General features: G+C 68.9%; 11 protein-coding genes. 5 read left to right on the top strand and 6 right to left on the bottom strand.

Annotation, left to right across the window (positions count from 1 at the left end; translation table 11 throughout):
* Positions 1-96 precede the first annotated feature (96 nt).
* Positions 97-939 carry an MBL fold metallo-hydrolase gene (locus AB0878_RS07260; protein WP_366577389.1) on the top strand — a complete coding sequence of 281 codons (843 nt, stop codon included), beginning with the start codon at positions 97-99 and terminating at the stop codon, positions 937-939.
* Positions 940-1,650 (top strand): flavin reductase family protein, encoded by a 711-nt coding sequence (locus AB0878_RS07255; protein ID WP_366577387.1) that lies wholly within the window; start codon positions 940-942, stop codon positions 1,648-1,650. It abuts the gene before it with no gap.
* A 44-nt stretch (positions 1,651-1,694) separates the two neighbouring features.
* Here AB0878_RS07255 and AB0878_RS07250 read toward each other — a convergent pair whose 3' ends face one another.
* From AB0878_RS07250 to hxlA, 5 genes are all read right to left on the bottom strand, one after another.
* Positions 1,695-3,071 (bottom strand): ATP-dependent 6-phosphofructokinase, encoded by a 1,377-nt coding sequence (locus tag AB0878_RS07250; protein ID WP_366577385.1) that lies wholly within the window; start codon positions 3,069-3,071, stop codon positions 1,695-1,697.
* A 31-nt stretch (positions 3,072-3,102) separates the two neighbouring features.
* A complete protein-coding gene (glpX, locus tag AB0878_RS07245) occupies positions 3,103-4,071 on the bottom strand; it encodes a class II fructose-bisphosphatase (RefSeq protein ID WP_366577384.1) in 969 nt (322 codons plus the stop codon).
* Positions 4,072-4,124: 53 nt separating this feature from the next.
* Positions 4,125-4,712, bottom strand: a complete 588-nt coding sequence (gene hxlB, locus AB0878_RS07240; RefSeq protein ID WP_366577382.1) for a 6-phospho-3-hexuloisomerase — start codon at positions 4,710-4,712, stop codon at positions 4,125-4,127.
* A gap of 37 nt (positions 4,713-4,749) precedes the next feature.
* Positions 4,750-6,879 (bottom strand): transketolase, encoded by a 2,130-nt coding sequence (gene tkt / locus AB0878_RS07235; RefSeq protein WP_366577380.1) that lies wholly within the window; start codon positions 6,877-6,879, stop codon positions 4,750-4,752.
* 113 nt (positions 6,880-6,992) lie between these two features.
* A complete protein-coding gene (hxlA, locus tag AB0878_RS07230; protein WP_366577379.1) occupies positions 6,993-7,622 on the bottom strand; it encodes a 3-hexulose-6-phosphate synthase in 630 nt (209 codons plus the stop codon).
* Between the two features lie 179 nt (positions 7,623-7,801).
* Here hxlA and rpe point away from each other — a divergent pair, with 179 nt between their 5' ends.
* Entirely contained in the window at positions 7,802-8,497 is a 696-nt protein-coding gene (gene rpe / locus AB0878_RS07225) for a ribulose-phosphate 3-epimerase (protein WP_366577378.1), read from the top strand.
* 25 nt (positions 8,498-8,522) lie between these two features.
* Here rpe and AB0878_RS07220 read toward each other — a convergent pair whose 3' ends face one another.
* Positions 8,523-9,974, bottom strand: a complete 1,452-nt coding sequence (locus tag AB0878_RS07220) for a LytTR family transcriptional regulator DNA-binding domain-containing protein (protein ID WP_366577377.1) — start codon at positions 9,972-9,974, stop codon at positions 8,523-8,525.
* A 657-nt stretch (positions 9,975-10,631) separates the two neighbouring features.
* Between AB0878_RS07220 and AB0878_RS07215 the strand changes: the two genes are divergently transcribed.
* Positions 10,632-12,026, top strand: coding sequence for a LytTR family transcriptional regulator DNA-binding domain-containing protein (locus AB0878_RS07215; RefSeq protein WP_366577375.1), 1,395 nt, complete (start codon positions 10,632-10,634; stop codon positions 12,024-12,026).
* Between the two features lie 351 nt (positions 12,027-12,377).
* On the top strand, positions 12,378-12,833 hold the full coding sequence (locus tag AB0878_RS07210) for an MSMEG_3727 family PQQ-associated protein (RefSeq protein WP_366577373.1): 456 nt from the start codon (positions 12,378-12,380) through the stop codon (positions 12,831-12,833).
* Positions 12,834-12,841 lie beyond the last annotated feature (8 nt).

Raw genomic sequence — 12,841 nt, 5'->3', positions numbered from 1 at the left:
ACCTCGGTCACTCCGTCCTTCCGTCGTGTTCACCTGGATGCATACTGTGTTTAGACAGAGCTAACTGAGCTACGGATATGTCGAGAGGCGAACCCCATGACCACCCTGTCCTACGACGTCCTGGTCACCGCCGGCGCGAGACGCGAACGCGGCCAGACGCTGCCGACGGGCGAGCCGATCATCTCCTCGCCGGTCTCCACGACGCTCATCACCGGGGCCGAGGACGCCGTGCTCGTGGATCCGCCGTTCCTCGACTTCCAGATCCGCGAGGTCGCCGACTGGGTCGCCCGCAGCGGCAAGCGCCTGACCCACGTCTTCGCCACCCACGGCCACGGCGACCACTGGTTCGGCACCGCCGAGCTGCTCAAGCGGTTCCCCGGCGCCCAGGTCTACGCGACGCCCGGCACCATCGACGTGATGCACAAGCAGGCCACCGACGGCCGCGCGCAGATGTGGGACCTCGACTTCCCCGGCCACATCCCGCCGTCACCCGTGCTGGCGCACCCGATTCCCGAAGACGGCTTTCTGCTGGAGGGCCACGTCGTCCGCGCCGTGGACGTCGGCCACACCGACACCGACGCCACCTCGGTGCTGCACGTGCCGGACCTCGGCCTCGTCGTCGCCGGCGACACCGTCTACAACGGAATCCACCAGTACATCCTCGAAGGCGGAGACGGCGGCCTGCAGGAATGGCTCCGCGCGCTGGACCGGATCGCCGCGCTGGAGCCGCGCGCCGTCGTCGCGGGCCACAAGAACGAGGCCCTGCCCGACGACCCGCTCACCATCGACCGGACGCGCGCCTACCTGCACGACGTCATCCGCCTGCTCGACACGCGGCCGACCGCCCGCGAGTTCTACGACGAAATCCTGCGCCTGCACCCGGACCGCCTCAACCCGGGCCCGGTCTGGTACGGCGCCGTCGCGCTGTTGGGGGACTGAATGAACATCGAATCCGCCGGCCTGGACGCGAAGTCCGCGTACAAGCTCCTCATCGGCAGCGTCATCCCGCGGCCCATCGCGTGGATCAGCACGGAGTCGACGTCCGGCGTCGGCAACCTGGCGCCCGTGTCGTTCTTCACCTGCATCGGCCGCAAACCACCCAAGGTTTCCCTGTCCATGCAACCGAAATCCGACGGCGCCACCCTCAAGGACAGCTTCGTCAACATCCGCGACACCGGCGAGTTCGTCACCAACATGGCCACGCTGCCCCAGGCCTTCGCCCTCCACCGCAGCGCCAAGGAGTTCGATCCCGACGTCGACGAGTTCGACGCGGTGGGCGTCGAGAAGGTCGCCTCGGCCCTCGTGAAACCCCCACGCATCAAGGACGCACCCGTCGCGCTGGAGTGCAAAGTGGACCAGATCTTCTCCGCCCCCGACGGCCTCCACCACGTCGTCTGGGGCGAAGTCGTCAACTTCTACGTCCGCGACGACCTGTACCTCAACGGCCGCATCGACTTCGGCGCCATCGCCCCCATCGGCCGCCTCGCCGCCGAATACACGGTGGTGGACAACGCCTTCGTGCCTCCCCTGGACCCCACCGTCCTCACCGACCGCGCCTCCCGCCGCATGCGCCGCCTCGACGGCCAGGGCGAGGAATACTCCGCGGTCGAGTCCCCGACGTGGTCGGCGTCGGGCTCCGTGCAAGCCTGAGGTTTCAGCGCTCGTTCCCCTTGCCACAACCCGGTTCCGGAACGTCAGCAGAACCCTGAACGCACCCGTACCCGATCCGGCGCCGAACCGAACTCCGCCGGTTGGCAGGTGGTCTCCAGAACCGACATCCACAGGTCGCCGTCGGGGTCGACTTGGTTGCGGCGGCTGGTCATGAGGGACAGGGGGACGTGGACGAAGCGGCGTCGCCAGCGGGCGACGGCGGCTTCGGTGTGGCCGGCCATGGCGGCGTGGACCGCGGCGTGGGCGAGGCGCAGGCAGTAGACGGCGTCGTAGGCGTTGGCGGCGATGCTGCGGACCGCGTAGCTCGGGTCGATGTAGCGCATCGTGGGGGGAAGGCCGACCGATTGGAGGTGGGCGGTGATGCGCTGTTTGAGCAGTTCCCCGATGTTGCCGAGTTTGACGTTCCCGGAGGCGTCGGTGCCGTTGAGCTGGGGCAGGCCGTGTTGTTCGAGGAGGTCCTGGCCCGCGCCCTCGGCGAGGACGATGACGACGTAGCCCTTGGCTCTCACGCGCTGCTCGACGTGGGCCAGCAAGCCGTCTTCACCCTCGAGGGCGAAGGGGACCTCGGGGATCAACACGATGTCCGCGGAGTTGGCGGACAGCGCGGCGTAGCTGGCGATGAACCCCGAGTGCCGGCCCATCAGCTTCACGATGCCGACGCCGTTGGGGCTGGCGGCGGCTTCGACGGACACCGCGGAGATGAAGTCGGTGGCGCGAGCGAACGCGCTCTGGAACCCGAACGACTGGTCGGTGAAGGGCAGGTCGTTGTCGATCGTCTTCGGCACGCCGATGACGGCGATGTCCAGACCGCGCGCCCGGATCGCCTTGCCGAGGAAGGTCGCCGCGCGCATCCCGCCGTCGCCGCCGATGACGAACATGATGTCGACGCCGCGCAGGACGAGGCTGTCGACCATTTCGTCGGCGTCCTGGCCGCCGCGTGAGCTGCCCAGGATGGTGCCGCCGGCGTTGTGGATGTCGCGAACGCGCTCGGGCGTCAGTTCGATGGTGTCGTAGCGGTGTTGTTCCGTCAGGCCCTGCAGACCGTTGCGGAACCCCAGGATCCGCTTGACCTTGTAGTGCACCGCGAGTTCCTGCACGAGACCGCGGATGACGTTGTTGAGCCCGGGGCACAACCCGCCACAGGTGACGACTCCGGCGGTCACGCGTGCGGGGTCGAAGTAGATCTTCCGCCGCGGCCCGGCGGCTTCGAAACTCGGCACCTCGCCGGGCGGGAGGCTGTGCTCGGCGAGCATGGACACGGTGTCCTCGAGCAGGACCCGGTCGCCTTCCGCGACGTAGTGCGGGGAGGTCTGCTTGGTGGAGAGCATCTCGGAGAACGGCGAGTCGTAACGGCACTCGCCGAGGCGGCGCACGCCGAGGTCGTCCAAGTGCAACGTCACCGTATCTCCTTGATCTTGTCGCGAAACGGGGTCATTCGAAGGTCGTGTGTGTCACGTGCCGAACCTGGCCGCGGGAAATCACGAGCGATTCCGTGACGGTCGTCCCGGCACCCTTGCGCGGACGCCCGACCAGCGGCCCGCCGTTCACGCCGGTGGCCACGAAAAACGCGTCGCCGGCCACGAGCTCGGAGCACTCGTAAACGCGGTCGAGGGACATGCCCGCCGCACGGATGGCGTCGGCTTCCTCGGTGCGTTGCGGCGCCAGCCGCCCCAGCATCCCGCCGCCCAGTGCCCGGACGGCCGCGGCGGTCAGCACTCCTTCGGGCGTGCCGCCGACACCGATGAGCAGGTCGACGTCGAGCGTCGGCAGGAGCACCGCCAGGCTTCCCCCGACGTCGCCGCCCGCCGGCGTCTGCACGGCCGCGCCGGCCCGCACCACCCGGGCGATCAGGTCCTTGTGCCGCGGCTTGTCCATGATGACCACGCGCAGCTCGCTGACCTGCTTGCCGAGCGCCTTGGCGACGTTGGCCAAGGTGACCTCGGCGGGGTCGTCGAGATCGATGACGTCCTTCGCCGCGGCGGGCACCACGATCTTGTCCATGTAGAACCCCGGCCCGGGCGACCACAGCGTTCCCCGTTCGCCGAACGCGATCGTGGCCAGCGCGCCGGGCAGGTCCTTCGCGCAGAACGACGTTCCCTCGAGCGGATCGACGGCGATGTCGAAATCCGGGCCGTGACCGTTACCCACGACCTCACCGTTGAACAACATGGGGGCGTCGTCCTTCTCGCCCTCCCCGATGACGACGGTCCCGCGCCCGGGTGCGTCGGCCAGCGCCGCGCGCATGGCCGTGGTCGCGGCCGCGTCGGCGCCTTTCTGGTCGTGCCGGCCCACCCAGGCGTAGCTGGCCACCGCGGCGCGGGACGTGGCGGCCAGCGCCGCCCCCTCCAACGTGTGGATGTCAACGCAGGCCCGCGCTTCGACCTCACTCTGACCCTGCATCGGGGACTCCTCTTTTCGGCTGAAGCATCAGGACGGTGAGATCGCGGCGCCGGTCACTCGAGATTCGCGTGCAGCCGCCAGAGTTCGCGGGCCTGGCTGCCGGTGGTCTTCCACAACGTGTGGAACAGTGCGTCGGTGGTGAGCAGCACGGACTGTTCGAACAGGCTGCCGGCGTACTGCACGGAGGCGTTCCCGTCGAAATCCTGCTTGTCCGCGGCCGGGATGATGAGCACCTCGGTCGCGGTCTCGGCCAGCGGCGACTCCGGCGCCGTGGTCAGCGCGATCACGTCCGCGCCCTGGTCACGGGCGGTCTGGGCGGCTCGCACCACGCGCGCCGTCTTCCCCGAGCCCGAGGCCGCCACGAGAACATCGCCCGAGCCGATGGCCGGCGCGGTCACCTCACCGACGACGTGGGTGGGCAGGCCGAGGTGCATGAACCGCATCGCGGCCATCTGCAGGGCGAGCCCGCTGCGGCCGGTGCCGATCGTGAACACGGCCGGGGCCTTGAGCAGCAACGCGCCGGCCCGGATCCAGGACGGGGACTGCACCCCCGTGCTCACGCGGTCCACCTCGCCGATGACCGCACGCGTTGCGTCCACGAACAGGCCGGCGTCGAGCTTGGTCGAAATCGAGTGCGTCACCGGGATCTTCCTCCACAACTCAAGTAGGACAACGAATTCACGACCGCGCGGCCCGCACGCTCCGCCGGGCCGCTTCGGCCACGGCCTCGGCGGTGATGCCGAACCGGCTGAACAGGGTCTTGAAGTCGGCCGAAGCACCGAAGTGCTCCAGCGACACGATTTCTCCCGCGTCGCCGGCGAACCGGTGCCACGGTTGCGCCGTCCCCGCTTCGACGACCACCCGCGCGCGCACCGACGGGGGCAGCACCTTGTCCCGGTACGACCGGTCCTGCCGGTCGAACCACTCCACGCACGGCATCGACACAACCCGCGTGGGCACCCCTTCGGCCTCGAGCACCTCCCGGGCCGCGACGGCCAGCTGGACCTCGGAGCCAGTGCCGACGAGCAGCACCTCGGGGCGCCCCGAAGACGCCTCGGCGAGGACGTAGCCGCCGCGGGCCACCCCCTGGGCGGAGGTGCCCTCCAGCGTCGGCAGGTCCTGGCGGCTGAGCGCCAGCCCGGCCGGACCGGCGGTGTCCTCCAGCACCGCCTTCCACGCGTACGCGGTCTCATTCGCGTCGGCCGGGCGGACCACCGACATCCCGGGGATGGCACGCAGGGAGGCCAGCTGCTCGACCGGTTGGTGCGTCGGACCGTCCTCACCGAGGCCGATCGAGTCGTGCGTCCACACGTAGATGACCGGCAGCCGCATCAGGGCGGCCAGGCGCACCGCCGGGCGCATGTAGTCGCTGAAGATGAGGAAGGTGCCGCCGTACGGGCGGGTTCCGCCGTGCAGCGCGATGCCGTTGAGGATCGAACCCATCGCGTGCTCACGGATGCCGAAGTGCAGCGTGCGGCCGTAGGGGTTGGCCTGCCAGGCGTTGGTCGAGATCTCGACCGGGCCGAAGGAATCCGCGCCCTTGATCGTGGTGTTGTTGCTCTCGGCCAGGTCGGCCGACCCGCCCCAGAGCTCCGGCAGCACGGCGCCGATCTTGGCCAGCACCGCGGCCGACGCCTTGCGGGTGGCGATGCCCTTGGCGTCGGGCTGCCAGGTGGGCAGATCGTCGGCCCAGCCGGCCGGCAACGCGCGCCTGCCGATGCGGTCGAGCAGCGCCTTGCGCTCGGGGTTGCTCTTCGCCCAGGCGTCGAACTCGAGCTGCCACTTCTCGCGGTCGGCCCGCCCGCGCTCGGCCACTTCACGGGTGTGGCGCAGCACCTCGTCGTCGACCTGGAAGCTCTGCTTCGGGTCCAGGCCCACGGCGCGCTTGACCGCGGCGAGCTCGTCGGCGCCCAGCGCGGCACCGTGCGCCTTGCCGGTGTTCATCTTGGTCGGGGCCGGGTACCCGATCACGGTGCGCAGCACGATCAGGGTCGGGCGGGCGGTCTCGGCCTTGGCCTGCTCGATCGCGGCGAGGAACCCCGCCACGTCCTCCCCGCCGTGGACCGTGAGGACGTGCCAGCCGTAGGACTCGTAGCGCTTGGCGGTGTCCTCGGACAACGCGATGCGGGTGTCGTCCTCGATGGAGATCTCGTTGCTGTCGTAGATCACCGTGAGATTGCCGAGCTGCTGCGTGCCGGCCAGCGACGACGCCTCCGAGGTGACGCCCTCCTCGATGTCGCCGTCGGAGGCGATCACGTAGACCTGGTGGTCGAACGGGCTCTTGCCCGGCTCGGCGTCCGGGTCGAACAGGCCACGCTCGCGGCGGGCGGCCATGGCCATCCCGACCGCGTTGGCCAGGCCCTGGCCCAGCGGGCCGGTGGTGGTCTCCACGCCCTTGGTGTGCCCGTACTCGGGGTGCCCCGGGGTCAGCGAACCCCACTTGCGCAAGGCCTTCAGGTCGTCGAGCTCCAGGCCGTAGCCCGAGAGGAACAGCTGGACGTACAGGGTGAGGCTCGAATGCCCGGCCGACAGCACGAACCGGTCGCGGCCGAGCCACTGCGCGTCGGCCGGGTCGTGCCGCATGACCCGCTGGAACAACGCGTAGGCGACGGGCGCGAGACTCATGGCCGTGCCGGGGTGCCCGCTCCCGCAGTGCTCGACCGCGTCCGCCGCCAGCACGCGGGCGGTGTCGACCGCGCGCCGGTCCAGCTCGGTCCAGTCTTCCGGGAGTCGCTTGGTGGTCAACCGAACGAGCTCTTCGGCTGATTCGATCGCACGGGAACGGGAGATCGATCCGTTTGCTGCCATGGACGCGCACTCCTGATAATTCTCACTCGGCACATTCCGGCGCCAAAAATGTGATTTCGGGTCATTTCCGCTGTGTGCCGAGCCAGGGCCCGGCACACAGCGAATGGGTTCGGTCAGGCGGTGGCGCGCTTTTTGAGTTCCTTGGCCGCGGCGCCCGGGTCGGCGGCGTTGTAGATCGCGCCCCCGGCCACGGCGACGGTGGCTCCGGCGTCGCGGACGGCGCCGATGGTGTCGATCTTGATGCCGCCCGCGATGGAGAACGGCACACCCGCCTCACGCCCGTCCTCCAGCAGCGTGTCGATCGTGTAACCCGGGCGGGCCTGCTCGTCCAGGCCGGCGTGGATCTCCACAAAGGACACACCCAGCTTGGAGACTTCCCGGATCCGTGCGACCCGGCCCTCGACCACGGTGATCATGTCCGCCACCACCTGCTTGCCGTACTTGCGTCCCGCAGCCACCGCACCACGCACGGTGTCGTCATCGGCCGCACCCATCACGGTGACCAGGTCCGCGCCCGCCTCGAACGCCAGCGCCGCTTCCAGCTCACCGGCATCCGCGGTCTTCAAGTCCACGAACACCAGCTTGTCCGGATGCGCCGCCTTGATCGCGCTCACCGCACCGATCCCCGCCGCCTTCACCAACGGCGTCCCCAACTCCAAAATATCCACATGCTCGGCCACCTGATTCGCCAACGTCAACGCCGCCGGCAGATCCAGCACATCCAACGCCACCTGCAACCGCACAACCCACTCCTCACAACCAGCGACGGAACACCCGCCGAGCGAAAGACCGGTAAACAACTGCCACAACAGTTCCCCACCCACCCGAAAACCGGCAACACCTCACCACATGCAAAAACCCAATCCCCCAATGCGCACAACAAATACCCATCCACCGGCCCCGGCTGCTTACGCTTGGCGACGTGTCGAACCAGCCCTTGATCGCGCCGTCCATCCTCTCCGCCGACTTCGCCCGGCTCGCCGACGAAGTGGCTGCCGTGCAAGGAAAACCGGGCCACGGCGCGGATTGGCTGCACGTGGACGTGATGGACGCGCACTTCGTGCCGAACCTGACCCTGGGCCTGCCGGTCGTGCAGTCGCTCCTGGCCACCACGGACCTACCGCTGGACTGCCACCTGATGATCGAGAACCCGGACCACTGGGCGATCGGTTACGCGGAAGCGGGTTCCTACAACGTGACCGTGCACGTCGAGGCCGCCGACGACCCGGTCAAGCTCGCGAAGGACCTGCGCGCCGCGGGTTCGAAGGCGGGGTTGGCGATCAAGCCGAACACACCGCTGGAGCCCTACGTCGACGTGCTCAAGCACTACGACACCCTGTTGGTGATGTCGGTGGAACCCGGTTTCGGCGGGCAGAAGTTCATCGCCGACGTGCTCGCCAAGGTGCGCACGGCCCGCCGGATGGTCGACACCGGCCACCTGAACCTGGTCGTGGAGATCGACGGCGGCATCAACCGCGACACGATCGAACAGGCGGCCGAGGCCGGCGTCGACTGCTTCGTCGCCGGCTCGGCCGTCTACGCCGCCGACGATCCGGCCCGCGCCGTGGCGGGGCTGCGCAGCCAGGCGGAGGCCGTTTCCGCCCACGCCCGGCGGTGATTCCCTTGGCGTGAGCCGGTTTCGATCAGACGCCCAGCAGTCGCCTCAGCTCCGGCGCGTGGCGCCGCGAAACCGGAACGAACTCGTGCGAGCGGGAATCCATGATCAGGAACAGCTCGCCCTTGATGCCCCGCTCAAGCTCCGCCACCCGGCGAAGGTTCACGAGGAAGCGCCGGTGCACCCGGCTGAACCCGTGGGGCGTCAGCAACCGCTCGACGTTTTCCAGGCCCCGGGTCGCCGCTTGGATCCTCCCCCGTTCCGTGACCAGCCACACGATGTTCCGGTCGGCCTCGGCGTAGCGGATCTCCGACGGGGCAAGCAGAACCAGCCGGTCGTTGCGCATCCCGATCACCCGCCGGGGCAGCGGCCCGACGTCCGACGCCGAAGTGCTCTCGTACGGCTCGCCTTCCTGCACCCCGAACACGCACAGCATGCCCACCACGTGGTTCGCGTCGACGACGGGCCGCATGGTCACCGGCGTCGCGTCCTCCCCCGGGCTCACCGGCAGATACGCGTAGCCGCTCCATTGTGTACTTCCCTGCGCCCGCTCCTTGGCCCAGCGAACCACCTCGGGAAGCCCGGAAATATCAGGCATCCAGCGTTGTGCGGGCTCGATCGCGCCCGCGACGATGGGGGTTTCGCCGGCCAACCCGAGCAACGCGACCGCGGCCTCGTTCGCCGTGATCACGTTTCCGCCCCGGTCCATCGCCATGAAGGGACCGCTGGCCTGGGCGCACTTCCGGTTGAACTCCGCGATCACCTTGTCCGCCTCGTAGACGGCACGCCGGTAGATCTCCTGTTCGACGCACGTGACGGCAGTCGTCAGCCACGCCGGCACGAGCTTGGACAGCGACGCGTTCCACCGCGAGATGTTGATCGACGCGACCGGCACTCCGGTCACCACGTCGCGGATCGAAATCCCCGCGCAGGCCCACTGGTGGAAGGCTTCGCACCAGTGCTCCGGCCCGGTCACCGTCACCGGGCCGGACACCTCGAACGAGGTTCCCATCCCGTTCGTGCCGGTGCACTCCTCCGACCACGACGACCACGGAGCGAGGTTGTGCAGCTCGGCCCGCCGCAGCGCGGAGGGATCACCCCAGGCCCCCAGGACCCGCCCGTCCCCGTCCGTGACGGTGACGACGGCGCCGTCCCGTTCCACTTCCTGACCGGCCAGCGCACCGAGACCGCCGAGCGCCGTGAAGATCACGCCGTTGTCGATCCTCGGGGCGTCGTCGCCCCGTGCCCCCGGCGCGACGTCCAGCCGCCGATCCACCTCGTACCGATCGCGGCACCTGTACCACGAAGCGAGGATCTCGGGCCGGACCCCCGTCTCGATGTCTTCACCTGCGGCAAAACTTTCCCAAGCGCGAGCGACTTCTCGCGCCGACGAGGTGGTCACCAGGGCACCATCCGACACGTCGGCACGTCCGCTCGGCCGGCTCGGCGCGATCGCCAGCGGCGGCACTCTCCCGGTCATCGCGACCTCCTTGTCGCCAGGCACGCCGGGGCCCCAGCGGGACCACCCGGGCAGTGACGGAAGTTACAAACTAACGCGATGCCGCAAGCATTTCAAGACAGCTTCGCAGCGTTCAGCCACATAGCTGTAGACATAACACGACCAGCTCGACCACGCCGGATCAACGGTGCAATCCGGCTGTACAACTGGCAAAGCGGGCGGCTCCTACCGGCCTGAAACACCTTGTGGTACAACGTCAATTGATCGATCCGACCTGGCCGGATGCCTTGGTTTTCCCTGGTCAGCAGCGAAAACCGTGCCGCCGGTCCGCTCGCCGAGGGTGTTTGTGGAAAGCCACAAGACAAAGCGCCGCGTCCCGGAAGTCGGCCCTGTCGAAAATGATCTTGTGCAGAATACGGAACAGCGATCATCGGCGCCGAAACCCGGTGACCGTTGATGGGCGGATGGCCACCGATAATCGCCGCCGCGCGACCGTTCGTGCGTCAATCGCCCACAGTCAGCACAAGCTGCTTGCCCTCGAATCGGCGAAGAGTTTAGTTTGCGTCGGCGGCGAAGCGACGCGGTGCGACCCGATACGTCGGGCAGCACCCGAGCGGTCAGCGGCACCCCAGCGCGGGGGTGCCGTCCGGGGTGGTACCAGACCAAAGGCGGTCTCAGATGACACAGGTACGCCGGCTCGACCCGACCTCTCGCAGCTGCGGTGACTCCACGGTGCACGGAGCGTGGGAGCGGTTCGTGCGGGGCGAGGACGACCTGCGCGGGGTGCGGCCCGAGATAGCGATTTCCTGGCAGCGGTGCCGGGACCAGTACCGGGTCGACCCGTACCTCACCGAAGCCCCCGTGGCCGTCGCCGAAGTCGACCACGCGCTGGAGCACGACGTCGTCATCGCGGAGCTCGGCTTCCGCGCCGCCTCGCTGGCCCGCGAGGTCGGCAACGTCGGCGGCATCGTGACCATCACCGACGCCTCCGGCCGCGTCCTGGCCCAGTGGGGCGACCAGGCCACGCGCAACGTCGCCGCCGACGCCAACCTGGCGCCGTGGTTCTGCTGGGCGGAAGGTGCCACCGGCACGAACGGCATGGGCACCGCGCTGATGTCCTACACCCCCGTGCTGATCCGCGGTGCGGAGCACTGGTGCCAGGCTTTCCACGACTGGACCTGCGCGGGTGTCGCGGTCCGCGACGTCGTGACCAGGGAACCGGTCGCCGTCCTCAACATCTCGTGCTGGCGCAGCGAGCCCCCCGCGGCGACGGGTGCGTGGCTCGGCAAGGCCGCCACGATGACGCAGCGCATCCTGCGCCAGCGCGCCCAGGACGACGGTGCCGAACTGATGGCCGCCTTCAACCACGCCCGATCCCGCTCGATCGCGCCGCTCGCGGCCGTCGATCCCGCCGGCCGGGTGGTGCTCGCCGACGACACGGCAGGTGTGCTCCTCGGCATCCCCGGCTCCACGCCGGCGCCCGATCCCGCGGTGCGGTGGAAGCCGGAGCTGCCGGAGTTCATCCGGGCCACCCGGTACGCCGCCAAGCAGGCGACCCGCAACCGCGACTGGACCGGTTCGACGCAGATCTTCACCCGGCTCTCCAACGAACCGACCTCGATCAGCATCCGGCCGGTGTTCCTGTCCGGGCACCTGGTCGGCACCCTGGTCTCGTTCGGCGTGTCCGAAGGTGATCCGCTCCCCCGGTCCGGAGGCGACAGCCCGCTTCGGCCGCAGCCGCACCGAATGGTCGCGACGCGCGAGAACCGCATGGTCCTGCTGCGGCTCCCCGAGGTCTCGTTCGCACAATCGGACGGCAGCGACGTGTGGCTGTCCACCGACCAGGGCCGCTTGCGATCCGCCTTGCCGGGCCTCGACAAGCTCGAGACCGAGCTGGGCGATTCCGGTTTCCTGCGCGTGCACCGCCAGTACGTGGTGAACCTCAGCCGCATCAGGGAAGTCGAGCGCCGGTACAAGGGCGAGCTGGTCCTCGTCATGGACGACCAGGCGAAAACGATGGTGCCGGTTTCCCGGCGGAACACCCCCGCGGTGCGCCGGGCGCTGGAGATCTGATGGCCCCCGTCGTGGCCCGGCGTGGTTTCCCTTTCCGCAGAACGGGAGTTCTCCCGGTGAACGAACGGTACCTCCCACCGGGAGAACGGCGGCGTCCGGCCGATCTGTGGTGACGCATATCGGAACGGCTTGCCCGGGAGTAGAGTCCAAACTCGTTACAGGGTAAGAAAAACGATCCGGGCAGTGGAATACGGAGCCCGATCTACACCGGTAACCGCCGCGCTGAGCCCAATGGTGGCGCGGCACTGGGAAAGTATGCGATTTCGCCGTCGACGAGCCGGCGCTTTCGCGTGCGCACTCCCGCGAAATCTGTCAGAAGTTTCATTTTTGCTGACGAGGAGGTGACGTCCGATGACGGCTACTCAGGATCGTGAAGATCTCCTGGCCGAGCTCAGCGGACAGAACAAGGCAACCATCGGTGCCGTACTCGGGACCGGCTCGATCGCCAAGGCGACCGAGCGTCCGGACGGGACGATGGAGGGGACCATCCGGATCCCGGAGGACGCGATGGCGTGGGAACCGGGGGTGCTGATCATGCCGCACGGCGGCATCCTCGAGCTCACGATCATCAACGACGACAAGAACACCCACGCCTGTCTGCTGCCCAGCAACGGCGACCGGCAGTTCATCGGTCTGCTGAACCACTCGAAGGGTTCCGCGACGCTCGAGCTGGACGGTCCCGGCTGCTACTGGTACGGCTCGCCGGCCGGCAACGACGAGGGTCGAGGCCTGCAGGGCGCCATCGTCGTGTCCGGCGAAGTGCCGCCGGAAGCCAAGCTCGACCGACCCGCCCAGCCGCGGCCGTAGAAAGGCAG

Source organism: Amycolatopsis sp. NPDC047767, from assembly GCF_040704195.1.
GTDB lineage: Bacteria > Actinomycetota > Actinomycetes > Mycobacteriales > Pseudonocardiaceae > Amycolatopsis.
Note: the sequence above shows the minus strand (reverse complement) of the source record. Positions and strands in the feature narration are given on the sequence as shown.